Consider the following 25,936-nt stretch of genomic DNA (forward strand, 5'->3'; position numbering starts at 1 on the left):
CGATCGAAAGCCGCTGACCATCCCAAAAGCAGTTGGCGCAATGACTGTCCATTTTCGGCCGTGGCGTTCACTGTCCAGCGGACGCCAGCACATGGTCTCGCGTCAACACACTCGCCTCATTCGGCGACAGGAGGGTCCGCGTTGGGCCGATCCAGCGGGGCCGTGGCTCCATGGTCGGAAAGCGGACATTCGCCGATGAGCCGCCTCCTCGATCCCGAGAACTTCGTCGCCGAGAAGTTCGCCTGGCATCAGCGGATCTCGCATGACCCCGCCGTCTCCCCGGCCGCCAAATCGATCGTGGGTCTACTCATGCACGATCTAAACCCTTGCGTTGGCGGCTCGTGGCGAGGTCAGGACAGCATGGCCGCCAGTCTCGGCTTAAGCGACAGGCACGTTCGACGTCTGCTTAAGCAACTCGAAGCCGCCGCCTATTTGCAGATCGAAGTCCGTAAGGGACGCAGCCGAACCAACATCTACCGCGCCACCCTGCCCGACGAAGCGGCCGACGCGCTTCAAAAGCGGACATCCGCGACCGATCAAATCGAAGAAAAGCGGACATCGGCGGCCGTTCAAACGCCGAAAAACCGGACTCCTGCGTCACGAAAACCGGACATGGGCGTCCGACAATCCCTTTACGAACCCATTAATAAAATTCGCGCCGCCGAAAACCGACAACCGAGCGGCGGTGCCCGGCCCCCGGCGTGTGTCACCCCGTTCGCGCAAGCCGACGTCCGCCAAGCGGTCGTGCAGATCGCAGGGGAAGACGCGGCGGTAAGCTACCTCGATCGCGCGATGTGGGAGCCCGACCAACGGCGCATCCTTTGCACCAGCCCTATGGCCTTTACCCGACTAAAGGAACGCGTTGGCCAGCCGCTGGCGGCAAGCGGCATATCTATCGCGCTCCAGCCCCGAGAAACCCAGCAGCTGGCGGCCTGATCGAATGGGCGCGGCAAAACCGCCGTCACCGCATTAGTCGCGGCGATTAGGACTTTTCCTTGCGGCGAATAGCCTAAACATTCACCGCAGAAAGTGCGGCCAATATGACTTGCATCCACGATCTAGCCGACTGGCCGAACCTGACCTGGGATGACAGGGCCCTCGCCCAACCGCTTGCCGCCATGCGCCATCGCGAGGGCCGGCTGATCGGACGGATGGAGGCCCTGCGCTTTCCGCTGCGCGAGGCAGCCGTCCTCCGCAACCCTGGCCGAGGAAGTGCTGAAGTCCAGCGAGATCGAGGGCGAAGTCCTGGACAGAGACCAGGTCCGCTCCTCCATTACCGGCCGCCTGGGTATGGACGTCGTTGGCCTGGTCCCGGCGGATAGCAACGTCGAGGGCGTCGTCGAAATGATGCTCGACGCCACCCAGAACTATGCCGCGCCGCTCACCGCCGAGCGCCTGGGTGCCTGGCACGCCGCCCTCTTCCCGACCGGACGCAGCGGCATGACCAAGATCCCCGTCGGTGCGTGGCGCACCCCGGACGGTGACCCGATGCAGGTCGTCTCAGGCCGATCGGCCGCGAACACATTCACTACGAGGCCCCGGCTGCCAACCGTCTCAACGCCGAAATGGCGGCCTTTCTGCAATGGTTCGAGACCGCCACGCCCGACCCGGTGCTGAAGGCTGGCGTCGCCCACTTGTGGTTCGTCGCTAACCACCCCTTCGACGACGGCATCGCCCGCGCCATCGCCGACCTCGCCTTGGCCCGCGCCGAAAGCACGACATCTCATCACCCGCTAGAACCTCCAACGCTTTCGCGCCGGAGCCGAGGCGGCGTGTGTGACGGCCGGCGCATAAGATTTCGTCGGGTTGGGACAGTTGGGGGCCGCCATGATTTAACCTGACAGCGCTGCAAGCGCGGTTCAGGGCCGCAAATTGCTTTAAGGATCAGGGGCCATTGAAAAGGCTGCGCACTCCTATTGGCAGGTAGCCTTTGCGACCGCTTCTGGCGCACAAGTGGCCCAAGAGCGCTGGTGCGGTCTGGACACCCAGAAGCTTGGGTGCGACCGATATTCTTCACGGGAAGGTTGAACACCACCTTCGGCGTGCGTGACGCATTCGACTGGATTTATGCGGTGCTGCATTCGCCGGCATATCGCGAGCGCTATGCAGAGTTCCTCAAGTCCAACTTCGCGCGCGTTCCATTGCCGCGCGACCGCGCCCTGTTTGCCGCTCTGATCTCGCTGGGCGCGGAGCTGATCGCGCTGCACCTGCTCGACCCAGTCGCCGCCTCGATCCTGGCCGATCCGGCAGTGCGCTTCGTCAATCCGAACGGCGTTGAGGCCCGGCTCGACGGCCGCAAGGCCGACGCTCGAGCGCCGAGACGGCCCGCACTGAACGCAACAGGGTGATCGGCTTCCTCCAGATCGAGGCGCGCCCCATACAGGATATAGACAAGGCGTCACCCGCCGGCATGGAACGCAAGCGCCAGAAGGGCTGGAGCGATCGCTGGACGAACGCCATCCCAGTCGTGCGCGCCTGGCGGGTGGATGAGCCGATCCTGCTGGAGCGCATCGCGCCCAAGACCTATCGCCCCGAAGCGGGCTAGGCGATCGCTGTGTGGAGCCCGCCGCTTCTGCCCGAAGAGATCGAGCAGGCGCTGAAGATCAGGCTGACGGAGGTCAATGTTTTCGGGGAACTGCCCGTGTCCGGCGGCAGCCTTTCTCGCGCGCCACTGGCTCAGGCCTTCACCCCGTCTCGCGCCTTTCCAGGCAGCTTTGGCGCTCGCACAAGCTTCTACGAGGATGGGCCGACGCGCATGTATATGGCCCGCTTCGAGGGTGACGGTTTCGCCTTGCTGGGTGAAACGCCGCGTTGCGGCGATAAGTCCGTACTGTTGAAAATCGGCGTCTCCAACGATCCACGGCGGCGGGTTCAGGAGCTGAATTCCGGCATCCCTCCGGCCGCCATTGGTCGCTGGACCATTCCGATGGTGTCCGAACCGTATGAGAATCGCGGGGCGGCCGAGGTGGCCGAGAAGGCCTTCAAGGACATCGCGGCTAAGGAACTCCGCAGCGTTGGCGGCGAATTCTTCAGCGGGAAATGGGATGCGGCCGAAATCGTGTTCGCTCGTATTCCGGGCGTCTCCCGCTTCGGCGGGTGAAGGTTCAGCTTTGATGGAACACTGATGCAGACCGCACAGATCGCCACCGATATCCACGGAGCAGGCCTCTATCGAGGCGCAGGCAAGCGGCAATGCCCGCACAAAGCAAGCCTGCGGCCGTTTTTGACGTACCTACGTGGCCGGCAGGGCAATGGTCCAGTCCATCCTAGGGTCGCGCACGCGCCCGAGCAGAATCAGATTGCTTGCGCCGTGTGTTGCGCTAGCAAGCAACCATGACTGCATCGCAATCCGAGTTCCTTGCAACGCTTTGCTCGATCGAGGCGATCAATGCATTCCTGGTCGGGGTCGTGCGCACCGCGTCCGACGCTCGCGCCGGCGAACCCGTGATCCTTACGTTCGTGGGCGGCGAGTTCGTCCGCTCATCTGGCACGACCTTCGACAGGCACCTGACCACGCTCGTCGACCAAGGGCTGCTATCCATCCCCAAGTCCCGCCGCAAGCTCGCACCCTTCATCGAGTACTACAGCACTGACTTCCTGTCCCTGTCAGCCAATCCCCCGGGGAACTACTTCGTGGTCCCCAAGCAAACGGTCGGACCAGATGCCGGGCAGCCGCTCCGGCACGCCGAGGTGACGACGCTCCGCTTCCACCGCGCCGTCTGGGCCGCCTTCATCCGCCCCCTCGATGGCAAGCGCCGTTTCCTCAACCTCGACCAAATCGGCTTCACTGACGCCGACGCGCCGCCCTCCAGTGGATCCTGGAAGGAAATCAATCCGGATTTCGTCCTGGGGGTGTCGGCCGACACGACCATCGACGATGCCGACCTGCAGCATCGGATCGAAGCCTGGGCTAGCAAGGAGGGCGTCCAAGTTTCCAAGCTGTTGCGGACCTCGGCGCCGACCCGGACATCGTCCGACCGGCTAACCCAGCTCCTCGACCTCATCGACCTGCTCCCACCGGAAATCGCAATGGACTGGTCTATCCCGGCCAGCGTATTGAAGCATCTCCGGGCAGCCAGGTAATGGCGGTCGCATGATACCGCTCAAGCGACTGTTCATGGTCGCCGGGTTCGACGACGCCGACGTCACAAGGCAGGTAACGACACTCCAGGGCCGGTATGTGTCCGGCGATGTTCGTTTCGTCACACGCCAGTATCCGGCCAATCCCGCCAAGCGAGCCACGTATTTGTCCGACCTCGTGGCCAAGACAAACGACGAGATCTTCGGCGTCGGCACCGCCGTTAACTTCTGCCGCCGGCTTGACCAGCCATGCGCCCGGGATCCCTCTACGCCCAAGGGCGTCGGGAAGACGTGTGGTGCCCGGCAAACAAGTTCGATCGCTTGCGGCCGCGCCCGGCCCCGGCTCGTGGTCGCAGTGTGTGCGTCGCAAATGTTCGACGAGGTTTTCGAAAAGCTCGGCCGCGGCGTGCTGATGCTCCGCATGCCCGGTAATCGTCTTCCGTCGCTAGACGAGCTGAAGCAAATCCTCGACGACTTCGAGCCGACGGCGGCATTGGTCGAACTGTCCATCCGAAACCGGCCTAGGTCCATGTTCGCGCCAGTCGCGCCGGACCACAATTTCCAGCGGCTTGGCGGACATCCGATCGCCCGAGATATCCAAGCCGACCCAGCCGCCATAGAGGGCGTGCTACGCCGCTACCACGACAACCTCTACGACGCGGGTTTCCGCAACCCGGAAAAGCGGTTCCTCCATGGAGCCTACATGCTTGACGCCCGAGTCGCCTTCCAGGGAGACCGCTTGCACACGACAGTGCAAATCATAGGTCCCGAGAGCCGTAAGGATGGGTTCCACCTGCTTAACGCCTATCATACGTACGGCGTCGCGAACGACCCTGGGTTTCATTTCGATGTGATGGCTAAGGATGGAGGGGCGATCGGCCTGGCCCTTTCGGACGCCTTGGCCCGGAAAAGCAGCGACCTGGCGGAGAAACATCTCAACGCCACGCCATGCGATCGACTGGTATGAAGAGGGGTCCTTCGTGAAGGACTGAGAAGAGCTTCAAACCTGCGCCTGCACAGTACGACCTCCGCGTATGCGCCCTACACCGACAAAACGGCTGATACGCACCACAGAGCGACCCACAGGCAGTCCAAATCGAGATCCGGACTGACCAGCTATCCACCCATGTGAGGCGAGAAATGGCCAGTGTGGTCCGGAATGTCAAGCGGTGCCGCTACATCCGCAGACCGTGCAGCCGAACCGGGGCCCCCCAGGAAGTGTCTATGTTGCAGGCTCAGTCAGACGTCCGGGGGAACAAGGTGGCCATTGCGATTTGCGATCAGGGCTCGTCGTTGAGCCGCCGTCGACGGGCTTCGCCCACGAGCGCAGCATCTCGTCGTGCTCCACCTTCACCACCTGCCGGGCTTCATCCCGAGTGAGCTTATGGCGTCGCAAGAGGGTGTCGTAGTCGGTCTGCTCATGCCGGGCGTACGTAGACATCACGATCCCTACGGCCTTTCCCAGGCTTACCGGCGGCTGCCAAGTCCTATCAGCGATCTGGCTGCCGAAATGCTGGCGCAGTTCCGCTGGAAGGCCTGGGTGCTTTTGATCGATGTGCGAAAGGACGCGCTCAATCGAGAATTGAGCGGCCTTCTTGGCGCGACGTGATCGTCCCATGGCGCCTCACAAACCTAGTTCAGGGCCGGATCGGCCGCGTGAGATAGGGCGGACAGTCTGTTGGTCCATCGATCTTTCCCTCCTTCTCGCTCCAAATCCAAACCACGCCGCGTCCTGTCGCGTCGCGCTCAACTGATGATGCGGCTCATCCAAATGGCAAAAGTCAGGACCAGACATGCTTCCCGCCTTTCCGCCCAAGCCACCCCCTGACGCGTGCAACCCGCCACGTCGAACAGGCACCAGAAGACCCACAATCACAACCACAACTCAAGAATGTATGGCTTCATTCCGATGCATTTGGAAGAGGCGAACAGATGCGATTAGATGCGATTTAAGGCAAATCAAGGAAAAACAAGGAAAACCGGATACACCTTTAGGAAGTATCGCGTCTTTTTGCGTCTATTTGCCTGCCGTTCCGAGGCAGGATATGCATTGTTGGCCAACAATGCTTCTTACTCTCTTCGTTCGACGCCCGACGACTGCCGTCATTAGGTGAAGGCTTTCAACATGGTTCATGACTAGCGGCATAGCGAACTGGCAAAGCCGACAACTTTTGAAGCAAGCGTTGGGGCCAGCTATTGCAGGTTTGCTGCCGGACAAATCAGCGAGAACGTCGCGAAAGGACCGAAACGTGTCTGAAGGACCGAGGCCGGGGTCATCATCACATGGTTGCAGGCAGGCGCTCGATCCTTTGCCGGCGATTGTCGGTCCTTGGGACACGAAATCAACTGTCAATCCAGCGCTGACGCTGGACGCCTCGCTTATCCTGGATCGAGATCATTCGGATTGACGGTCGCCAACGAAGCTGAAGCTTGTCTGCCCTGGACCTCCTACTCGGACGATTGCGAATCGAGAGGCGGATCGAAGTGTCGGGCGTATCATCCTGTCCGGCCCGTTTAGCCACGCAGACGAGCGCGCTTGCCTGCCCAACGTGACTGCTTGACCAGCGTAGCAACTCCTTGGGCAGACGAAGTTTAGCCTCTTGCATCCGTAACACGCGCTTTTTCTACGAAGAAAGCTCTCTGAAAAGAGCCGGTTATTTGTCAGCTTTTCTATAAGATTGGAACTCAGACCTATATCGGATCCGATACAAGTCTATACCGGATCCGATACAAGTAGCTGATATTTATAGATATACTCTCATTTCGACTTGCAGTTCCGCCGATCAAATGGCTAACTTAGGACGTTAGTTTAGTCATGGTGGTTTCAATGGCGCGCAGGCAGACCATAGTTCGCAAAGCCGATCTCCGCCGGGTGATCGACACCTTGCAGGAGCGTGGCGTCCCTCTGGGCACCCTCGATCTCTTGCCTAATGGCGAGGTTCGACTTCACCTCGGCTCCTCAAACCAAGCCATCCCCAGCGAAATCAACCTGGAAATAAGCTCATGGGACGAGGCCTTAAGCTGATCGGCTTTCCCCATGTCAGCGCCTTTAAGGACCGGCATGGGAAGGTTCGCTATCGATACCGCCGAGCAGGGCAGAAGCCGGTCTATCTGCACGGCACACCGGGCTCGCCCGACTTCGCCGCCGAATACGATGCCGCCTGTTCCGGACGAACGACTGCACTGATCCCCGGCGCCAGTCGCACGGCGCCCGGCACCATCAACGCTCTCGCCGTAGCCATCTACGCTTCGGCCGAGTGGCGTCTGCTGTCCAAGTCCACTCAGGGCACTTATCGCGGCATCATCGAGCGCCTGCGGGCCAATCATGGCGACGGGTCCGTGCGGGCGCTCCAGGCGCAGCACATCCTCAAAATGCGCGATCGCAAGGCGGACGCGCCTACGGCCGCCAACAACCTAGTCAAGGTTCTCCGCTGGATGCTCGCCTTCGCCGTCGCTCGGCAATGGCGGGCGGACAATCCCGCTGTAGGCATCAAGCCGCTCAAAATCGTCTCCGCTGGCTTCCCAGTCTGGTCCGAGGCGGACATCGCCCAGTTCGAAACTCACTGGCCCGTCAGCACACGGGAACGCCTGGCGTTCGACCTTCTGCTCTATACCGCCCAGCGTTCCGGCGACGTGCGTCAGATGGGGCGTCAGCACGTCCAGGGCGCTGCCATCCTAGTTCGGCAGGAGAAGACCAAGGCCTTCCTGGAACTGCCCATCCACCCGCGCCTCAAGGCCTCGCTGGAGACGGTGCCCAGTGGCCAGATGCTGTTCCTCGTTACTCAGGGCGGGTCAGGCTTCACGGCGGGCGGTTTCGGCAACTGGTTCCGAGACGCCTGCCGCGCCGCCGGCATCGCCGAGCGGTCGGCGCATGGCTTGAGAAAATCGGCGGCGACGCGACTTGCCGATGCGGGATGCACTGAGGCGCAGATCAAGGCCGTCACCGGTCACCAGACTTCCAAGGAGGTCGAACGGTACACCAAGGCGCGGGATCAGAAGCGGCTCGCGAAAGACGCCTTCGCCCTGATCGGCGGCACGCAAGGCGAACAGAATTTGGCTACCCCAACCGAGAAGTTAGCCAAACAGGCCAACAACTAACTGAAATCAATGGAGATTGTCATGTGGGTGGCGGACAGAGAGGGATTCGAACCCTCGGTAGGCTTTCACCTACACACGCTTTCCAAGCGTGCGCGATCGACCACTCCGCCACCTGTCCGTTTCACGCCACGTCTTGCGCGCCGCCAGAGGTCGATCCGGCGGGAGGCGGGCCTGATAGAACACACTCGCCCCCTCGGCAAGCGCCTCTGACGTCCCCATATAGGCGTTGAAGTCATTTTTCGTCCGAGGAGCCCCCCATGTTGTTCAAGAAAAGCGCCGAACTGCCCACGGCCGAGACCGCCCTGCCCGGCCGCGCTGAGGCCCTGGCGACCGACGAAAACCATTTTGTCAGCGGCAAGCCGCTGAAAGGCCCCTATCCCGAGGGGTTCCAGACGGCGATCTTCGGCATGGGCTGCTTCTGGGGCGTTGAGCGAATCTTCTGGTCCTTGCCGGGCGTGTGGGTGACCTCGGCCGGCTATTCCGGCGGGATCACGCCCAACCCGACCTATGAAGAGACCTGCACCGGCCGCACAGGCCACACCGAGGTGGTCAAGGTCGTGTTCGACCCCAAGGTCATCACCTACGCCGAACTGCTGAAGGCCTTCTGGGAGAACCACGACCCGACCCAGGGCATGCGCCAGGGCAACGATATCGGCACCACCTATCGCTCGGCCATCTACACTCTGAACGCCGAACAGCAGGCCGAGGCGGAAGTTTCGCGTGACGCCTATCAGGCGGCCCTGACTAAGGCCGGGCGCGGGACGATCACGACCGAGATCGAACCGGCCGGCGAATATTTCTACGCCGAGGAGTACCATCAGGGCTATCTGGCCAAGAACCCGGCCGGATACTGCGGCATCGGGGGGACCGGCGTGGTCTGCCCGATCGGGGTCGGCGTCGACGCCTGACGTTCGACACGGCCGCCGGGTTCCAACCGGCGGCCGACCGGCTTATGAGCGACGAAAAAGTGGGAGCGATCATGTCCGCCGTCGTCCATCCTGACGAGATTCGCAGCCGGTTCTCGGCCGCCCTGTCCGCCATGTACCGGGCCGAGGTGCCGCAATATGGCGACCTTCTGACGCTGGTGGCCGACATCAACGCCCAGGCGATCAAGGCCGATGCGAGCGGCGCGGACCGGCTGGCGGCGTCGGGCGAACTGGCGCGCCTGTCGGAGGAACGCCACGGCGCCATCCGCGTCGGCACGGCCGACGAACTGGCCACCATCGCCCGCGCCTTTGCGGTCATGGGGATGGAGCCGGTCAGCTATTACAACCTGGCTCCCGCCGGAGTGCCGGTCCATTCGACCGCCTTCCGTCCTGTCGATCCGGCGGCATTGGCGCGCAATCCGTTCCGGGTCTTCACCTCTCTGCTGCGGCTGGAGTTGATCGAGGACGAAGCCCTGCGCGAGGAGGCTGCTTCGACCTTGGCCCGCCGCGACATCTTCACCCCCGGCGCGCGGGCGCTGATCGAAACGGCCGAGACCGCCGGCGGCCTGGACGAGGATCAGGCCGACCGGTTCGTGGCCGAACTGCTGGAGACCTTCCGCTGGCACGCCCAGGCGACGGTCAGCGCACAGACCTATGAACGGCTGGTCGCCGCCCACCGCCTGATCGCGGACGTGGTCAGCTTCAAGGGGCCGCACATCAACCACCTGACGCCGCGCACGCTCGACATCGACGCAGCCCAGGCGGCCATGCCCGAACGCGGCATCACGCCCAAGGAAACCATCGAGGGCCCGCCCGCCCGCGCCTGTCCCATCCTGCTGCGCCAGACCAGCTTCAAGGCGCTGGAGGAGGCCATCGCCTTCCCCGATGCCGATGGGACCACCGCCGGCACCCACACCGCCCGCTTCGGCGAGATCGAACAGCGCGGCTGCGCCCTGACCCCCGCCGGGCGCGCCCTCTATGACGCGGCCCTGGCGTCAAAGGACTTCTCCGCCCTGCCCGACGACTGGGACGCCCTGCGACGCGGAGACCTGGCCTGGTTCCGCTATCGCGCGACGCCGCAGGGCCTGGCGGCGCGGGCGGAGACCGCCGACCTGGAGGATCTGATCGCCTTGGGCCACGTCGTCGCCGAGCCGATCACCTACGAAGACTTCCTGCCCGTCAGCGCCGCCGGCATCTTCCAGTCCAACCTGGGCGCCGAAGCCCGCGCCGCCGCCTATGCCGCCGACCCGGCCAAGACCGATTTCGAACAGGCTCTGGGCCGGCCGGTGCAGGACGAAATGGCCCTTTACCGCGCCGAACAGAACGCCTCCATCGCCGCGACGCTGAAGGCGCTGGGATTGACCGCCCCAGCCTGAGTCGCCATCAACCGTCACTTGACACACGTCACTTTTTAAAGTGACATTGCCTCGTGCAAATCGAGAGCATCAGACACAAGGCGCTGCGGCAGTTTGCGGAGACCGGGCGGGCCAAGGGTCTACCCGGCGCCCTGATCGGTCGCATCACCAATATTCTGGCCTATATCGACGTGATCGCAACGGAGGACGAACTGCTCGTTCCGCCTAACTTCGGCGCTCACAAACTGATGGGGGATCGTGCTGGAACCTGGTCTTTGACGCTCACCCGGAACTGGCGGCTCACCTTCCGCATCAACGCGGCGCTCGGCGTCGAAGATATGGACCTGGAGGATTATCACTGATGGCCATCCAACTTCATTCCACCTTCGCGGTTCATCCCGGCGCGTGGCTGCGGGACGAACTGGTCACCCCAAAGGATCTCAGCGTCACCGCTCTGGCCGAGGCGCTGGGCGTGACGCGTCAGGCGGCCAGCAATCTGCTGAACGGCAAGGCAGGCGTGTCGGCCGAAATGGCCATCCGGTTCGAGAAGCTGTTCGGCGTCAGCGCCGACACCCTGATGCGCATGCAGGCCCGGCACGACCTGTCCAAGGCCCGCGCCCACGAACAGGACATCACGGTCCGGCCGCTGGCCGCCGCCTGATCCGTCTCGCCCGCGTCCATCCGGCGTCTTGCCTGATCCGCGTCCCCGGATCATAGACGCGGCCGTGAACCCGTCCGTATCCCCGTCCGTGCGCCGTTATGATCTGGACTGGATCCGGATCGGCGCGTTCGGCCTGCTGATCCTGTATCATGTCGGCCTGGTCTACGGCGTCTACGACTGGCACATCCACAGCGCCCACACCTTCGAGTGGATGCGCGAAGCGATATTGATCACCAATCCCTGGCGGCTGACCCTGCTGTTTCTGGTGTCGGGCGCGGCGCTGCGGTTCATGACCTTCCGGCGCACCCCGCGCCAGGTCGCCCGCACCCGGTTCGCGCGCCTGGTCCCGCCCCTGATCTTCGGCGCGCTGGTCCTAGTGCCGATCCAGTCCTGGATCGAGTCGATGGACAAGGGCGGCTGGCCGGGCGGGGTCGCGGGCTATGTCGCCTGGCTGGGGCATGAGTTCAGCTGGAGCGGCCTCGCCGACGGCGTCCCGGTCAACCATTTGTGGTTCATCGTCTATATCGCGGTCTACAGCCTCGTCGCCGTCCTGCTGTGGCGCGTGCCGGGCCTGATCGAGCGGCTGGGCGACGGACTGGAGAAGACGCTCAGGGGGCCGTGGCTGCTGATCCTGCCGATCCTGTATCTGATCGCCATCCGCATCGGCCTGTTCCCCTGGTTCGGCCTGACCAACACCCTGCACAACGACTGGTACAATCACGCCCTGTCGCTGGTCGCCTTCCTGTTCGGTTTCAGCATCGTCAGGCGCGAAAGCCTGTGGCGCATGATGGAGCGTTATCGCTGGATCGCCCTGGCCCTGGCGGCGGTCGCCCTGCCGATCATGATGGTCCAGGTCTGGCATCCGGGCGGCCGCGCTTTCTGGGGCGTGCCCAAGGCCGTCGTCTATGGAATCGACCAGTGGGCGGTGATCGTCGCCATCCTGGGCTTCGGTAGCAAACACCTGCGCGACCGGGGCGGGCGCGCGCTGAACTACCTGACCCAAGCCACCTTCCCCTTCTATCTGGCGCACCAGACGGTGCTTGTCGCGGCGGTCTGGATCATCCGCCCGGCCAATCTCCCGGCGCCGATCGAACTGCTGTCCCTGATCGCCATCACCTTCGTTGGCAGCCTGGCGGTCTATGAGGTCGTGCGGCGCATTCCCGCCATCCGGCCGCTGTGGGGGCTGAAGCCGCTGGACGACCGGCCCTGGCCGCTGGACCTCCAGGCCCTGCTCAAGCCCCGGCTGCGCTATCACCGCCGTCGTCGTCTGCTGGGCGTGGGCGTCGCCGCGCCGATCCTGGCCCTGACCGTCGTGGCCGCCGCAATCCTGGCCTACCCCGGCTTCAACAATGCGACCCAGTATCTCAGCGAACTGGGCGGGGCGACCGCGCGTGCGCCGGTGATCTTCAACGGCGGGGTCTTCGTCGCCGGGGTCATGGCGGCGCTGGCGGGCATCGGTTTCGGCCTGGCGGTCTACGCCCTGACCGGGGCGCGCGTCGCCGGGGTCGTCATCGCCGTGGTGTTCGTCCTGGCGGGTGCGGGCATGTCGGCCTCGACCCTGTGGCCCTGGCCCGACCCGCGCCACATGGTCATCAACCTGGCGCTCGGGATCCAGCTGGCCCCGGTTCTGCTGCTATGGGGCCTGTCCAAGCGTCGGGACCTGCCGCGGCTCAAGATCTTCCTGGCCGTCATCTTCGTCGTCATGGCGATCCTGACGGTCCTGACCAAGCATCTGGTCTTCCCCGGCACGGTCAACGACGCCAATGTCGGCTGGTGGGAGCGAATCTACGCCATCGTCCTGGTGTGCTGGGTCGGGGTTGCAGCCTGGGCTCTGGATCGTAAACTGCTGTCGGTCGCCTCGGAATCGCCGGCCCCGCGCCCGTCTTCCGCCGCGTTCGACGCTCCGCTGTAAATTTTCCCCCTCTTTTTTTGCCCTCATCAACATTGCGTGATTGAAAATCGCGCGAATGTGATCGATTATGCATTTCGTGTTGCAGTGCAGCACTCCGCGTCTTCCCCAGCCCTCGGGAGGACATCCGGTTCACACGGGGGCGTCCAGAGCGGCATGAACAAGCTGGCGATCCGGCCTGTCGAACAGGCTGATATCGAGACGACGATCCACGGCGCTCACACGCCAAGCTGGTCGTGGCTGCCCGACGAGGCGCCGCTGGCCATGCCGGTTCAGTCTCTGAGCGCGCCCGACGCCGTCGCCGACGTGACGCCCGCGACCTCGCCGCGCACCGTCGCCATGCGCCGCATGATGCTGCTGGCCGGCACCATCGCCCTGACCAGCCTGTCGGCCATCACGCCCTTCTACCTGTATGCCCGCAAGGGCTGGGACGGGACCGAGATCCTGGCCTTCAGCATCTTCATGGTGCTGATCACCGCCATCTCCTGCTGGTTCATCAGCGGCCTGATGGGTCTGTTCGTCATGCTGCGCGGCAAGGACCAGGCGGACCTGGCCTTCTCGCCGCACCCGCCCCTGCCGCGCACCCGCACGGCCCTGTTGATGCCGCTGTATAACGAAGATGCCCGCGCCTCCTTCGCTCGCCTGGCGATGATCGACGGCTCGCTGGCCCGCCTGGGCGCGTCCTCGGCCTTCGACATCTTCGTGCTCAGCGATTCGACCAAGGAAGACGCCGCCGCCGACGAGCGTTCGGTGTTCCAGTCGTTCCGCATGGCCGCCAACTCCAAGGCCTTCTATCGCCGCCGCACCGACAATGCCGAGCGCAAGGCCGGCAACCTGGCCGAATGGGTCCGTCGTTTCGGCGGCGCCTATGAGAACATGATCGTTCTGGACGCCGACAGCACCATGGCCGGCGAGACCCTGCTGCGCATGGTCGACGCCATGGAACGCAATCCGGGCGTCGGCCTGATCCAGACCGCCCCGGTCATCATCAAGGCCCGCACCATCTTCGCCCGCGTGTCCCAGTATTCGGTGCGCCTGTACGGCCGCGTCGCCGCAGCGGGTCTCGCTTACTGGACCGGTTCGGAATCGAGCTACTGGGGCCACAACGCCATCCTGCGCACCCGCGCCTTCGCCGCCTGCTGCGGCCTGCCGCACCTGAAGGGCCGCAAGCCCTTCGGCGGTCACGTCATGAGCCATGACGTCGTCGAGGCCGCCCTGATGCGCCGCGCCGGCTGGGCCGTCCACGTCACCGCCGCCCTGGACGGATCCTGGGAAGAGACCCCGCCGTCGATCACCGACTTCATCCGCCGCGACCACCGCTGGTTCCAGGGCAACCTGCAACACCTGGGCCTGATCGGCGCCAAGGGCCTGTCGCCCATGAGCCGCCTGCAGCTGGCCATGGGCTGCATGGCCTATCTGTCCTCGCCCCTGTGGCTGGCGTCGCTAATGGTCGGCCTGTTCATCCAGATGTTCTATCCGGTCGACTGGTCCAGCTTCTTCTACATCCTGAACCCCCAGTTCACGCCCTTCATGCTGGCCTCCTTCCTGTCGGGCGTGCTGCTGATCGGGCCCAAGTTCATGGGCGCCGCCCTGGTCCTCAGCCGTCCGGCCGAGCTGCGCGCCTTCGGCGGCCGTCGCGCCATCGCCAAGGGCATGGCGGCCGAGATCGCCCTGTCGGCCATCCTGGCCCCCATCCTGATGGTCGCCAACACCAAGGCCTTCATCCAGATCGTCTCTGGCCACGACACCGGCTGGTCGACCCAGCAGCGCGAGGCCGACGGCCTGGCCTGGTCCGACGCGTTCCGCGCCATGCGCTGGCAGATGATCGTCGGCGTCGGCTTCATGATCCCGCTGTGCGTCCGCCCCGACCTGGCCACCTGGTTCGCCCCGATCGTCCTGCCGCTGCTGCTGGCCGCGCCCATCGTCGTCTGGACCTCGCGCGTCCGTTCGGGCGACGCCCTGGCCGCCAAGGGCTATCTGGTCACCCCGGTCCAGGAAGGCGTCAGCGTCAATCCCGCCGTCCTGCACACGCCCCGCTCGCCGCTGCGTGCGGTCGCCGGCGGCGTCCTGGCCCCCGTCGCCGCCCCGGCCATGGTCCCGGCCCGCGCGCCCGAGCTTTAAGCCACCGATGCGTGGCGGCCACAGTGTCGCCACAACCGTTACGGCCAAGCTCGACGTGTGACGGGATCGCGTCCACCCTCGACTTTCAGCTCCTGCTGTGGACCCGATTCCATGACCAAGAAGACCAGCGCCGACACCAAACCCGACCTGCGGATCGTCGAGAGCGAATCCGCCGTCTATGATCTGATGCGCGCGCCAGAGACCACCGCCGACCGCGTCAAACGCCTTCAGATGGAGGCGCATTCCCTGGCGCTGGAAGAGATCGAGGCGCTGGAGAAGCTGCTGCTCGAAGCCGCCGCCAAGGCCAAGGCCATCGCCGACGGCGGCGACGCCTATCCCGTCGGCGCCCGCGAGATCGCCTCGCGTCTCGCCGCCGATCTTCCGACCAAGGCCGAGACCATCAAGACCATCGTCCACCGCGTCGGCTAAAACCGAACCTGAGCCGTCGGAACGACCGGCGCCCTCGTCCGCTTCCTGAAGACCCCGCCTTCAGGAGACACCCCATGGACGACCAAACCCACGCGCGCGCTGACGATGTCGCCGAACACGAACGCGCCATCCAGCGCGACATCGACGCCAAGGATCAGGCGGCCGGCGACGACAAGCCGTCCGGCGCGGTCCAGGCCGGCGCCCGTCCCTATCCCGTGCCGCCCTTCCCCAAACAGCATCAGACCAAGCCCGGCGACGAGGCCGCGCTCGATCCCGCCCCGATGTACGACGCCCCCTTCTGGAAGGGTTCGGGCAAGCTGGACGGGTTCGCCGCCCTGATCACCGGCGCCGATTCCGGCATCGGCCGCTCGGTCGCCGTCCTGTTCGCGCGCGAAGGCTGCGATGTCGTCATCTGCCACCTGGACGAGGACGCCGACGCCGAAACCACCAAGGCCGCCGTCGAGGCCGAGGGTCGCCGCGCCGTGGTGCTGAAAGGCGACGTCGCCGATCCCGCCTTCGCCCAGATGGCGGTCAAGGCCACGCTGGACGCCTTCGGCCGCCTGGACGTCCTGGTGCCAAACGCCGCCTTCCAGGAACACGTCAGCGCCTTCGAGGATCTGACCTACGAACATTTCGACCGCACGCTGAAGACCAACCTCTACGGCTATTTCAACATGACCAAGGCGGCCGTCCCGCACATGAAGACCGGCGGCGCCATCGTCATGACCGGCTCGGTGACGGGGCTTCAGGGCAACAAGGATTTGCTGGACTATTCCCTGACCAAGGGCGGCATCCACGCCTACGCCCGTTCGCTGGGCACGCATCTGGCGCCGCGCGGCATTCGTGTGAACGTCGTCGCCCCCGGCCCGGTCTGGACCCCGCTGAACCCCGCCGACAAGGACGCCGAAGACACCTCGCAGTTCGGCGCCCAGACGGTGATGAAACGCCCGGCCCAGCCCGAGGAGATCGCCCCCGCCTACGTCTTCCTGGCCTCGCCCCAGATGTCGAGCTTCATCACCGGCGAGATCCTGCCCATCATCGGCGGCTATTCGGGCGGTTGAAACGAGACCGCCGCCCTGCAGTCACAGGGCGGCGGCGTTATCTCAGGCCAGAACGTCGTCGTAATCGGGATGACGCTTGTGCCAGGCGACGGCGTAGCTGCAGCGCGGAAACAGCTTCAGCCCCGTCTCGCGCGCATGTTCGGCCATCGCCTGCATGAACCGCCCCGCCGCGCCCGATCCGCGCAACGACTGTTCCGCCTCGACGTGCAGGATCATCCGCGCGTCGCCCTTCACGGCATAGTCGGCCCAGACCAGGCCCGATCCCTTGTCGTCGTCGAACGCCTGCTCGAACCGGTTGTCGCCTTCGAGGTCTTTGAACTGTCCCATGCGTCTCTCCTTTGACGGATCAACCGCCAAGGCTGCGAGGACGTTCCGTAAGGCTCAGATGGGCTTGTTGTTCAGCAGGTTCAGCAGGCCGATCACGCTCTTGATCGTGAACCAGACGCTCAGCAGGAACCACGCCAGCAGGAACAGCAGCAGGAACGGAATGCCGATCAGCACGACCGAAGCCACGGCGCTGATCGCGATCCCGACCCAGGCGGCGATGGTCCACCAGAACACCGACCAGAACAGCGCGATCTGCGCGTCGATATGCTGGCGCGCCACGCCCGTCGCCGTCCCGCGCGTCACATAGGACACCACCAGCCCGACCAGGACCAGCACGTTCGCGCTGGGGATCGACAGGATGAACAGCGCCCAGGCGATCAGCGCCCCGACCTTGCCCTCGGACTCGCGTCCGGCGATGAAATTGGGTTCGTTGGTCATCGTCGGTCCTTCAGAACAGCCAGCTGCGAGGATTGGGAACGGCCTGACCGCTCTTCAGTTTCAGCACCCCGAACGCGCCGCGCGCCAGGACCCAGATCGCCAGGGCGAACAGCACCAGCACGCCGATATTGACCACGATCAGAACCGCCCCGACGACCGCCGCCCCGAACGTCCCGAACAGGGTCCGCTGCTGATAGACGGCATGGCTGTGCTCCAGCGCATCCGTCGCCCCGTCGCGCCGCATCACCGCCAGCAAGGCGACCAGGCACGACACGCCCAGCGTCGGCACCGCCAACAGGATCAGCACATAGATCGCATACAGCCGCATCGGCACGGCCGGCCCCTCGCGGCGCGGCGCAGCGTCGGAGGTCATCTGCTCGCGCATGGCGCGGGTCACGGGCGTCGGCGCGACGGGCGTCTCCACGCTCGGCTCAGACGTCGGCTCGGGCCTCAACTCTGGCCTTGGGGCGAACGGCGCCGTCGGCCGCGTCACCTGTCCCGACAGGTCGAACGGCCCCGGCTCCAGCTCAGGCGGATCGAACAGGCCCGGCTCGCGTGCATCCTCAGCGACCGGCTCCGACTCCGGCTCCGGGGCCCGCGCCCGTCCGGCCAGCGACGCCGGCGAGACGAAGCCGATATGCGCGTCGTGATCGTGATCGTCGGTGGGGACCGCAGGGTCTTTCGGATCGCCGGGCTCGGCCATGAACATCGCTTCTCACACGCCGGACGCCCGGCTGGACTCAAGGTCGCGACAATGGCCGTCCGTCAGTTTCGACGCAACCGCCCTTACCGCCCCAGCACGATCTCGCACCCCGGCGCGATCACGCCCTGCAAGGCGCCCGGCTTTTCGATCCGCACCGTCGCCCGCTGCACCCGCCGGTCTTCCAGGCACGCCCGCGCCAGCCGTTCGGCGAAGGTCTCGACCAGGCCGACATGCCCCTCGGCCGCGATGGCGCGCGCCGCATTGGCCACGGTCTCGTAGTTGATGGTGTCGCCCAGCCGCTCGATGGGTCGGGGCTCCAGCTCCAGCGTCACGTCGATCACCAGCCGCTGCAGCCGCCCCTGTTCGTGGTCATAGACCCCGATCCCGGCCTCGACCTCCAGCCCGCGCACGAACACGCTCAGCCGCTCGAAACGCAGCGGCTCTTCCGCCGGAAACGGCGTCACGTGAGAGGATGCAACCACGCGCTACTCCTGGATGTCGGGGGTGCGCCAGGCCAGGTGCTGGCCCCCGTCGACAGCGATCATCTGGCCCGTCACCATGCGGGCGTCAATCAGCCACAGCACCGCCTGCGCCACCGCCTCCGGGCTGCCGGGCGTCTGCAACAGGGTGGCGCGCGCCTCGGCGGCGAACTCCTCGGGCGTCTGATGGATGGACGGCAGGGTCGGCCCCGGCCCCACCCCATTGACCCGGATGCCCGGCGCCAGCGCCTGGGCCAGGGTCTGCGTCGCCCACCACAGGCCGTTGCGCGACAGGCTGTAGGAAAAGAAGCGCGGATCCGGCTTCAGCACCTTCTGGTCCAGCAGGTTGACGATGGCCCCCTCGACGGCCTGGGCGGCGAACGCCTCGGCCAGCACGAGGGGCGCCCTCAGATTGGTCTCGATATGCCGGTCCCAGCTGTCGCGCGTCAGCCCGCCGACCCGGTCGTCCTCGAACACCGAGGCGTTGTTGACCAGCACGCCGACCGGCCCCAGCGCCTCGACCGCCGCCGGAACCAGCGCCCGCACCTTGGCCTCGTCCGTCAGGTCCGCCTGCAACAGGCACGCGCGCCGCCCCAGGCCCGCGATCTCGTCGGCCAGGGTCCGGGCGTCCTCGCCCGACGCATGATGATGGATCGCTACGTCGAACCCGGCCTGGGCCAGCTTCAGACAGATGGCCCGCCCGATCCGCCGCGCCCCGCCCGTGACCAGGGCGACGCCCCTCGCCGGATGGGACGCGGACGTGCTCGTCTCAGTCAACCCGACCGAACTCGAACGCATTGAAAGCCGCGATGACGGCGACGAAGCCGAAGATGATGCCGAGAGCCAGCATGGGATGCTCCTGTTGTTGGTCTTCGATTAGAGCGGACCGGGGCGGGGTTCAAGCGGGGAGCAGTGCAGAACGACGGGATGCGGAAGATGACTCTCACGCGACGTTGAAGCCGGCTGCTCCCTGTCAACATCCAACCACTGGCTGCAATGAAACTGACGTTGGTCCCAGACTGTCCGTGCTGACTACAGGGGTCACGGGCACTGGGCCAAGAGTTGGAGGATCGATCCCAATCCGCCATGCCTATGCCTGCTACGCTGAACCATTGGGTAGAACATCAGACGCGCCGCTGCGATCAAATCTAACGCCGGGTTGCGAAGACACCTACCAGTGCCCTAGACATCTGCCTCGTACGGCAGAAGATCTGTGAGGGGCGGCTTGCTGAAATTCGTTGTAATCTCCCGTATGGGCGTTGTGCCTGCCCAGGCGGTGAGAACAATTTTCCTGTGCGTTGATCATTGGAACGACTACTCCTTCGTCACAATGTTTCAGGTAGTGGCGTTCGATGAAAAGGGCCGGCGTCATGAGCTTGGGAACGTCAAGATCGGCTTCGTTGGGCAGGTGGAGACGCAATCGACCTATTCTACACTAGGCGACGGTTTCGAGATTTTGCCGCCCAATTATTTTTCGGCTGGCATTGACGTTGAGTACTATGTCCGGCTCGCTCGGGACATTTCTCAGCCCTTTAGGCGGGCCTATTTGGCCGCGCTTCGCGATGTGGCGCATAGCCAAGATGCTCTAGATATCGCGCTACCCGAGAGCGTTTTTCAGACTTCTCATCTACGCAGCCTCAATGTCAGCACCATAACTGATCAGTTCCGTCGCGTGCTGGATGGGGGCGTGCCCCTCACCGATTACACTTTCAGATTTACACAAGACCAAAGCGAGCGTTTAGCGGGATACAAGCTTGATTTCCGCATAGTCGCTTCGTCAGCGCCTTCAACGAATATCCACGCGATCATAGGTCGCAACGGTGTCGGCAAGACGACACTCTTAAACAACATGACCTCTGCCGTACTCAATAGCGGACAAGGTGGCAGCAGATTCGAAAAGCCGAAATGGGGGCCGGATTTTGGGCCGATTGACTCGGATTATTTCAGCGCCCTCGTCTCGGTTTCATTCAGTGCGTTCGATCCCTTCAATCCCCCAAAGGAACAGCCTGACCCTTCTCTAGGAACCTGCTATTTCTACGTTGGCCTGAAGAGCCTAGCCGATGAGTCCGGTGCGATTCTCAAGTCGCAGACGGAACTCGACGGCGAGTTGATCGAAAGTCTGACCATTTGTCTCAGCGAGGAGGCGCGGCGCGGCCGCTGGTTGGAAGCAATCCAGAACTTGGAGACGGACGATAACTTTGCCGAGATGAATCTGGGGCAGCTAGCTTCGCTGGAAGGTCGCGCGCTCGTTGAGCGGGCGCAGGGATTGCTGAAGCGCATGAGCTCGGGCCATGCGATCGTTCTTTTGACGATCACCAAGCTAGTGGCGCGCGTCGACGAAAAGACTCTAGTGCTGTTCGATGAGCCGGAAAGCCATTTGCACCCGCCGTTATTGTCTGCCCTGATAAGAAGCCTGAGCCGGCTGCTCTCGAACAGAAATGCTATCGCCATTATCGCGACCCACTCTCCAGTGGTTCTTCAGGAAATCCCGCGTTCGTGCGTTTGGAAAATTACTCGCTCGGGGCTTGCGTCGAATACCCAAAGGCCAGAGATCGAAACCTTTGGCGAGAACGTTGGCCTGCTTACCAAGGAGGTGTTTGGCCTTGAGGTCGCCAAGTCCGGCTTCAACAGCCTGCTATCTAGCGAGGCGGCGCGCGCCAAATCCTACGAGGAGGTCTTGGCGAGTTTCGGCGGCCAACTCGGGTTTGAGGGGAGGGCAATCCTTCAGTCCATTATGCACCGGGCTGGGAAGGCAGAATGAACAGGTTGCCTCTGCCGATGATAGAGTTCCGAACAGCCTTAGAGGCGGCCTTTCAGGGCATAGCCGACGAGAACCGTAGGGACCTACATTTCTCCGCCTTTGCGGACTTCGCACAGCTAGAAAAGGCGTATTGCGACAACGCAGTTGCGGGTTCGCTTCATGCCATGTCGCGCGTTGCATCCGGCCCCGCGGATCCAGTCGTCCTAGGTGGTCTGCACAAATCTGACCTCACCGCCCTTTATAGCAAGTATTTTGTGCCAGCCGAAAAACCTGCGCGACGGCTCTACGAAGCACTCAAGGTTACGGCGAACGGAAAATGTCCCTTGTGCGGTGGGGTCGGTCACGTTCGCACCCTAGACCACTACCTCCCCAAGGCGAACTTTCCTCTCTATTCAGTCCTGCCCAAGAACCTGGTGCCGTGTTGCCGGGACTGCAACACAGAGAAACTCAACAGTTTCGCTCTCACGGCCGATAAGCAAACGTTGCATCCATATTTCGACGCCGATCGATACTTCACAGAGCGGTGGGTCGACGCAATCGTCATTGTTGGTAAGATTCCCGTGATCGAGTTCTTTGCAGCGCCACCGTCGAACTGGTCAGACATCGAGGTATCCCGCGCCAAGGCGCATTTTGACGCTTACGGTCTCGCTGCGAAATTCTCGGTAGAAGCGGCAGCGGATCTGCCCGAAACCATCCAGACGCGAGTTACCACGATGGCAGCAAGCACGCCTGAGGCCTTTTCCAGCTATCTTTCCGAAAAGAGTGAGACACTGGCTCTACCGGTCAATCATTGGCGACGCGTGATGTTCGCCGCACTAGCGCGGGACGTCTGGTTCTGCAGCCAAACCTTTCTACAAACGTAGCCATGACTTCGGATGAGACGCCTAAGCAAATTTGCGGCTCTGGCAAACAGCAGCCTAGCCGTTTTGTTGGTGCTGTCCCTTTCCTCCTACTCCTCAGAGATGATCGAAAATCCCGCCACACCAAACCTGGGGCGCACACACCCATGACCTGGCGCATCCACGTCGAACCCTTCACCCGCCCCCTCTTTTTCGCCTGGTCGCGGCTGACGCGCGGCAAGACGCTGGGCGTGCGGGCGGTGGCGGTGGATTCGCAGGGGCGGGTGCTGATGGTGCGGCACACCTATCTGGCCGGCTGGTGGTTGCCGGGCGGCGGGGTGGATCGGGGCGAGACGACGCAGGCCGCCGTGGTGCGTGAACTGCACGAAGAGGCCGGGCTGATCGCGCGGGCGGCGCCGCGCCTGGTCTCGATCCATTCCAACGACCGCTTCTTTCCCGGCGACCATGTCGTGGTCTTCCGCCTGGATGACTTCGACCGGGGCGCGCGCACCAGCCATGGCGAGATCGCCGAGGTCGGCTGGTTCTCTCCCTCCGACCTGCCCGCCGACACCAACCGGGGCTGTCGCGCGCGTCTGGCCGAGATCTTCGACGGCGCCCCGGTCGATCCCGACTGGTGAGGCCCGCTGCCGTCTCCTCCCCATTTCATGGGGAGGTGGCGCGGCGCGTCTTCGCGCCGTGACGGAGGGGCTCTTCACCACATCACCGGCGCATGTGGGACTTCAAGAACCCCTCCACCACGCTTCGCGCGGTCCCCCTCCCCACTGCGTGGGGAGGAGACGCGTGCGTCCGCATCTGACGCAGGCGCGTGCCAGCGTTCGCCCATGACCCAAGCCGCCCCCGCCTATCGCGTCCGTTCGCAGCAAGTCTGGGACCTGGCCCGCGACGACTATCTGGCGGGCGAGCCGGCGCGGGTCGTCTGCCGCCGCTACGATCTGGGCCTCTCGGCCTTTCGCGTTCGCGCCCGCAAGGCGGGCTGGCGACTACAGGATCAGGACGATCCCGATATGTATGATCCCGCCGTCGAGCTTGAGGACATCGAGGACATCGACCTGTCGGCCATGGCCCTGTCGGCGCGCCGTCGCCTGCAACTGTCGCTGATGGACGGCGAGGCGACCGAGGCCCTGCGCTGGCTCAAGATCTTCGAGACCCTGTCGTCCATGGCGCCCGAAACGCCCGCCGAAACCCCGCCCGCCGAAACCCAGAATGTGCACAGATTGCACTCTGATTTTTCGCCCGCCGCGTCCGATCTGGACGATCTGGACGAAGTGCACAGATTGCACCCTGTTTCGACGCCGCCCGCCCCTCAACCCCTGAACCGCGCCGAGCGCCGTCGCCTGCGTCGCGCCGGTCGCCTCAAGCCGCCCTCCGCATCCGGCGAAAGCCGTGCTAGCCAGGGGCCATGAACCCGTCCCTGCTCGCCATCCTCGTCGTCATCCTGGCCGGCGGCGCCACCGCCCTCCAGGCGCCGACCAACGCCAAGCTGGCCACGGCCGTCGCCTCTCCGGTCAACGCCGCCTTCATCTCCTTCGCCGTCGGCACGACGGTGCTGGGGATCGTCGCCGCCCTGATGCACACTCGCCCCGACTTCGCCGCCACGCGCGCCCTGCCTTGGTACGCCTGGCTGGGCGGGGTTTACGGCGCCTGTTTCGTGGTCGCCGCCGCCTGGGGCGTGCCGCGCCTGGGCGTGGCCATGACCATCACCCTGATGGTCGGCGGCCAGCTGCTGCTCAGCCTGATCCTCGACCATTTCGGCGCCCTGGGCGTGCCGCGCCAGCCGCTGAACATCGGCCGCATCGCCGGCGTCGGGCTTGTTCTGGCGGGCGTCCTTCTGGTTCGCCGGTCGTGAGCCTATATCCACCCGGATGACCGAGGAGACGCTCGATTCGAACCTGACGGCCGCCGCCCTGATCGCCGACGAGGCGCGTCGGGCGCCGGACAAGCCGGGCGTCTATCGCATGTATGGCGAGGACGGCTCGTGCCTGTACGTCGGCAAGGCCAAGTCGCTGAAGAAGCGCATCGTCCAGTATGCCCAGGGCCGGTTCCACACCCAGCGGATCGGCCTGATGGTGGCTCAGACCCGGTCGATGGAGCTAGTGGTCACCGCGTCCGAGACCGAGGCCCTGCTGCTGGAATCCAACTTCATCAAGAAGCTGAAGCCGCGCTTCAACGTCCTGCTGCGCGACGACAAGTCCTTCGCCGAACTGATGATCCGCAGCGACCACCGCGCCCCCCAGGTCAGGAAGCATCGCGGCGCCCATGTCACCCCCGGCCACTACTTCGGCCCCTTCGCCTCGACCTGGGCGGTGAACCGGACGCTGAACACGCTGCAGAAGGCCTTCCTGCTGCGGTCCTGTTCCGACAGCGTCTACGAGACCCGAACCCGCCCCTGTATGCTGCACCAGATCAAGCGCTGCTCGGCGCCCTGCACCGGTCTGATCAGCCTTGAGGACTACAGCGAACTGGTCACCGAGGCCGAGCAGTTCCTGCGCGGCAAGTCGCGCGCCGTCATCGGCCGCCTGTCGCAGGAGATGCAGGCCGCGTCGGACGAGATGGACTTCGAACAGGCCGCCCGCGTCCGCGACCGTATCCGCGCCCTGTCGGCCATCTCGATGGAGAACTCCGTCAGCGCCGACAGCGTGGCCGAGGGCGACGTCTTCGCCCTGCACTCCGACGGCGGCCAGGCCTGCGTCCAGGTCTTCTTCTATCGCGCCGGCCAGAACTGGGGCGGCCGCGCCTATTTCCCGCGCGTGGACAAGACCGACACTGACCCGGAGATATTGGCCGCCTTCCTGGGTCAGTTCTACGAGGACAAGCCGATCCCGCGCCTGATCCTGTCCAACGTCCGCCCGCACGAGCTAGAACTGCTGGAAGAGGCCTTTTCGATGAAGGCTGACCGCAAGATCGAGATCGTCCGGCCCCAGCGCGGCGAGAAACTTGCCCTGGTCGATCACGCCCTGACCAACGCCCGCGAGGCCCTGGGCCGCCGCCTTGCCGAAAGCTCGGCCCAGGGCAAGATCCTGGACGAGGTCTGCGAGGCCTTTGGTCTGGAGACCCGGCCCGAACGGATCGAGATCTACGACAACGCCCATATCCAGGGCACCAATGCGGTGGGCGGCATGGTCGTGGCCGGCCCCGACGGCTTCCAGAAGTCGCAGTATCGCAAGTTCAACATCCGGGGCGAAGACCTGACGCCCGGCGACGACTACGGCATGATGCGCGAGGTGATGCGCCGCCGCTTCGCCCGCCTGGTCAAGGACGAGGAAGAGGGCGAGGACGCCGTCCGCCCCGACCTGCTGCTGATCGACGGCGGCGCGGGTCAGCTGGCCGAGGTGTTGGCCGTCTTGGCTGATCTGGGTCTGGACGACATCGCCGTGGTCGGGGTCGCCAAGGGGCCGGACCGCGATGCGGGGATGGAGAAGTTCTTCATGCCCGGCAAGCCGCCCTTCATGCTGCCGCTGAAGTCGCCGGCCCTCTACTATCTCCAGCGGCTGCGCGACGAGGCCCACCGTTTCGCCAACGGCGCCCACGCCAAGCGCCGCTCGATGGACATCAAGAGGAACCCGCTGGACGAGATCGAAGGCGTCGGCCCCGGCCGCAAGAAGGCCCTGCTCCACGCCTTCGGCTCCGCCAAGGGCGTCGGCCGCGCATCAGTGTCGGACCTGATCAAGGTGGACGGCATCAACCAGCCGCTGGCCGAACGCATCCACGCCTTCTTCAGGAAGGCGTAG

General features: G+C 64.5%; 31 protein-coding genes and 1 tRNA gene. 25 read left to right on the top strand and 7 right to left on the bottom strand.

All coding sequences use genetic code 11. From position 1 onward, the window contains the following. Positions 1-195 precede the first annotated feature (195 nt). From EGY25_RS01930 to EGY25_RS01960, 9 genes are all read left to right on the top strand, one after another. Complete coding sequence (locus tag EGY25_RS01930) at positions 196-936, top strand: hypothetical protein (protein WP_135193386.1); 741 nt, start codon at positions 196-198, stop codon at positions 934-936. A 104-nt stretch (positions 937-1,040) separates the two neighbouring features. Further along, positions 1,041-1,322, top strand: a complete 282-nt coding sequence (locus tag EGY25_RS16830; RefSeq protein WP_280643898.1) for a DUF4172 domain-containing protein — start codon at positions 1,041-1,043, stop codon at positions 1,320-1,322. Then, positions 1,213-1,617, top strand: a complete 405-nt coding sequence (locus EGY25_RS01935) for a DUF4172 domain-containing protein (RefSeq protein WP_280643899.1) — start codon at positions 1,213-1,215, stop codon at positions 1,615-1,617. Before EGY25_RS16830 ends, EGY25_RS01935 begins: the two co-directional genes overlap by 110 nt. Then, entirely contained in the window at positions 1,524-1,841 is a 318-nt protein-coding gene (locus tag EGY25_RS16710; protein ID WP_245159354.1) for a Fic family protein, read from the top strand. Before EGY25_RS01935 ends, EGY25_RS16710 begins: the two co-directional genes overlap by 94 nt. A gap of 183 nt (positions 1,842-2,024) precedes the next feature. Continuing rightward, entirely contained in the window at positions 2,025-2,348 is a 324-nt protein-coding gene (locus tag EGY25_RS01940; RefSeq protein ID WP_135193387.1) for a type ISP restriction/modification enzyme, read from the top strand. After that, positions 2,345-2,545, top strand: coding sequence for a hypothetical protein (locus EGY25_RS01945; protein WP_135193388.1), 201 nt, complete (start codon positions 2,345-2,347; stop codon positions 2,543-2,545). The genes EGY25_RS01940 and EGY25_RS01945 overlap by 4 nt, the downstream gene beginning before the upstream one ends. 9 nt (positions 2,546-2,554) lie before the next feature. Next, positions 2,555-3,100, top strand: a complete 546-nt coding sequence (locus tag EGY25_RS01950) for a hypothetical protein (protein WP_135193389.1) — start codon at positions 2,555-2,557, stop codon at positions 3,098-3,100. A 233-nt stretch (positions 3,101-3,333) separates the two neighbouring features. Next, positions 3,334-4,083, top strand: a complete 750-nt coding sequence (locus tag EGY25_RS01955; protein WP_135193390.1) for a hypothetical protein — start codon at positions 3,334-3,336, stop codon at positions 4,081-4,083. A gap of 10 nt (positions 4,084-4,093) precedes the next feature. Next, on the top strand, positions 4,094-5,047 hold the full coding sequence (locus tag EGY25_RS01960; RefSeq protein WP_135193391.1) for a hypothetical protein: 954 nt from the start codon (positions 4,094-4,096) through the stop codon (positions 5,045-5,047). Positions 5,048-5,302: 255 nt separating this feature from the next. On the opposite strand, the gene EGY25_RS16905 is transcribed toward EGY25_RS01960, so the two are convergent. Next, on the bottom strand, positions 5,303-5,521 hold the full coding sequence (locus tag EGY25_RS16905) for a DUF2293 domain-containing protein (protein WP_432417365.1): 219 nt from the start codon (positions 5,519-5,521) through the stop codon (positions 5,303-5,305). Between EGY25_RS16905 and EGY25_RS16715 the strand changes: the two genes are divergently transcribed. Together EGY25_RS16715 and EGY25_RS01970 are read left to right on the top strand one after the other, a co-directional pair. Further along, on the top strand, positions 5,420-5,689 hold the full coding sequence (locus EGY25_RS16715; protein WP_245159298.1) for a hypothetical protein: 270 nt from the start codon (positions 5,420-5,422) through the stop codon (positions 5,687-5,689). The two genes, EGY25_RS16905 and EGY25_RS16715, sit on opposite strands and share 102 nt — an antisense overlap. Before the next feature lie 1,394 nt (positions 5,690-7,083). After that, positions 7,084-8,178 (top strand): tyrosine-type recombinase/integrase, encoded by a 1,095-nt coding sequence (locus EGY25_RS01970; protein WP_135193393.1) that lies wholly within the window; start codon positions 7,084-7,086, stop codon positions 8,176-8,178. Positions 8,179-8,206: 28 nt separating this feature from the next. Here EGY25_RS01970 and EGY25_RS01975 read toward each other — a convergent pair. Beyond that, positions 8,207-8,296: transfer RNA gene (locus EGY25_RS01975), tRNA-Ser, on the bottom strand. Positions 8,297-8,435: 139 nt separating this feature from the next. On the opposite strand from EGY25_RS01975, the gene msrA reads away from it, so the two are divergent. From msrA to EGY25_RS02015, 8 genes are all read left to right on the top strand, one after another. After that, on the top strand, positions 8,436-9,086 hold the full coding sequence (gene msrA / locus EGY25_RS01980) for a peptide-methionine (S)-S-oxide reductase MsrA (RefSeq protein WP_135193394.1): 651 nt from the start codon (positions 8,436-8,438) through the stop codon (positions 9,084-9,086). A 71-nt stretch (positions 9,087-9,157) separates the two neighbouring features. Next, positions 9,158-10,480: a VOC family protein gene (locus tag EGY25_RS01985; RefSeq protein WP_135193395.1), complete on the top strand. Its 1,323-nt coding sequence runs from the start codon at positions 9,158-9,160 to the stop codon at positions 10,478-10,480. Positions 10,481-10,533: 53 nt separating this feature from the next. Further along, positions 10,534-10,821, top strand: coding sequence for a type II toxin-antitoxin system RelE/ParE family toxin (locus EGY25_RS01990; protein WP_135193396.1), 288 nt, complete (start codon positions 10,534-10,536; stop codon positions 10,819-10,821). Then, positions 10,752-11,120 (top strand): HigA family addiction module antitoxin, encoded by a 369-nt coding sequence (locus tag EGY25_RS01995; protein WP_348521834.1) that lies wholly within the window; start codon positions 10,752-10,754, stop codon positions 11,118-11,120. The genes EGY25_RS01990 and EGY25_RS01995 overlap by 70 nt, the downstream gene beginning before the upstream one ends. An 88-nt stretch (positions 11,121-11,208) precedes the next feature. After that, the gene (locus EGY25_RS02000; protein WP_245159299.1) at positions 11,209-13,032 is read left to right on the top strand and encodes an acyltransferase family protein; all 1,824 of its coding nucleotides are present in this window, start codon (positions 11,209-11,211) and stop codon (positions 13,030-13,032) included. 153 nt (positions 13,033-13,185) lie between these two features. Further along, positions 13,186-15,150 carry a glucans biosynthesis glucosyltransferase MdoH gene (mdoH, locus tag EGY25_RS02005; RefSeq protein ID WP_135193399.1) on the top strand — a complete coding sequence of 655 codons (1,965 nt, stop codon included), beginning with the start codon at positions 13,186-13,188 and terminating at the stop codon, positions 15,148-15,150. Between the two features lie 111 nt (positions 15,151-15,261). Next, on the top strand, positions 15,262-15,579 hold the full coding sequence (locus EGY25_RS02010) for a hypothetical protein (protein WP_135193400.1): 318 nt from the start codon (positions 15,262-15,264) through the stop codon (positions 15,577-15,579). Between the two features lie 74 nt (positions 15,580-15,653). Continuing rightward, on the top strand, positions 15,654-16,640 hold the full coding sequence (locus EGY25_RS02015; protein ID WP_135193401.1) for an SDR family oxidoreductase: 987 nt from the start codon (positions 15,654-15,656) through the stop codon (positions 16,638-16,640). A 42-nt stretch (positions 16,641-16,682) separates the two neighbouring features. Here the strand turns inward: EGY25_RS02015 and EGY25_RS02020 are convergent, their stop codons facing one another. The 5 genes from EGY25_RS02020 to EGY25_RS02040 all read right to left on the bottom strand — a co-directional run bounded on the left by EGY25_RS02020 (position 16,683) and on the right by EGY25_RS02040 (position 19,364). Next, positions 16,683-16,967: a GNAT family N-acetyltransferase gene (locus EGY25_RS02020; protein ID WP_135193402.1), complete on the bottom strand. Its 285-nt coding sequence runs from the start codon at positions 16,965-16,967 to the stop codon at positions 16,683-16,685. A gap of 54 nt (positions 16,968-17,021) precedes the next feature. Further along, on the bottom strand, positions 17,022-17,405 hold the full coding sequence (locus EGY25_RS02025; protein ID WP_135193403.1) for a hypothetical protein: 384 nt from the start codon (positions 17,403-17,405) through the stop codon (positions 17,022-17,024). A 10-nt stretch (positions 17,406-17,415) separates the two neighbouring features. Continuing rightward, on the bottom strand, positions 17,416-18,108 hold the full coding sequence (locus EGY25_RS02030) for a hypothetical protein (RefSeq protein ID WP_209307943.1): 693 nt from the start codon (positions 18,106-18,108) through the stop codon (positions 17,416-17,418). An 83-nt stretch (positions 18,109-18,191) separates the two neighbouring features. Next, on the bottom strand, positions 18,192-18,590 hold the full coding sequence (gene folB, locus EGY25_RS02035) for a dihydroneopterin aldolase (protein ID WP_135193405.1): 399 nt from the start codon (positions 18,588-18,590) through the stop codon (positions 18,192-18,194). 3 nt (positions 18,591-18,593) lie between these two features. Then, entirely contained in the window at positions 18,594-19,364 is a 771-nt protein-coding gene (locus tag EGY25_RS02040; protein ID WP_245159300.1) for an SDR family oxidoreductase, read from the bottom strand. A 448-nt stretch (positions 19,365-19,812) separates the two neighbouring features. Between EGY25_RS02040 and EGY25_RS02045 the strand changes: the two genes are divergently transcribed. The 6 genes from EGY25_RS02045 to uvrC all read left to right on the top strand — a co-directional run bounded on the left by EGY25_RS02045 (position 19,813) and on the right by uvrC (position 25,936). After that, positions 19,813-21,348 carry an AAA family ATPase gene (locus tag EGY25_RS02045; RefSeq protein ID WP_209307944.1) on the top strand — a complete coding sequence of 512 codons (1,536 nt, stop codon included), beginning with the start codon at positions 19,813-19,815 and terminating at the stop codon, positions 21,346-21,348. Continuing rightward, the gene (locus tag EGY25_RS02050) at positions 21,345-22,211 is read left to right on the top strand and encodes an HNH endonuclease (protein WP_135193407.1); all 867 of its coding nucleotides are present in this window, start codon (positions 21,345-21,347) and stop codon (positions 22,209-22,211) included. Before EGY25_RS02045 ends, EGY25_RS02050 begins: the two co-directional genes overlap by 4 nt. Positions 22,212-22,354: 143 nt before the next feature. Beyond that, entirely contained in the window at positions 22,355-22,825 is a 471-nt protein-coding gene (locus EGY25_RS02055) for an NUDIX domain-containing protein (protein ID WP_135193408.1), read from the top strand. Between the two features lie 204 nt (positions 22,826-23,029). Then, positions 23,030-23,611, top strand: a complete 582-nt coding sequence (locus EGY25_RS02060; RefSeq protein WP_135193409.1) for a hypothetical protein — start codon at positions 23,030-23,032, stop codon at positions 23,609-23,611. Continuing rightward, positions 23,608-24,054 (top strand): DMT family transporter, encoded by a 447-nt coding sequence (locus tag EGY25_RS02065; protein WP_135193410.1) that lies wholly within the window; start codon positions 23,608-23,610, stop codon positions 24,052-24,054. The genes EGY25_RS02060 and EGY25_RS02065 overlap by 4 nt, the downstream gene beginning before the upstream one ends. Before the next feature lie 16 nt (positions 24,055-24,070). Continuing rightward, entirely contained in the window at positions 24,071-25,936 is a 1,866-nt protein-coding gene (gene uvrC / locus EGY25_RS02070) for an excinuclease ABC subunit UvrC (RefSeq protein ID WP_135193411.1), read from the top strand.

It is taken from the genome of Brevundimonas intermedia (genome assembly GCF_004614235.1).
GTDB classification, from domain to species: Bacteria; Pseudomonadota; Alphaproteobacteria; order Caulobacterales; family Caulobacteraceae; genus Brevundimonas; species Brevundimonas intermedia_A.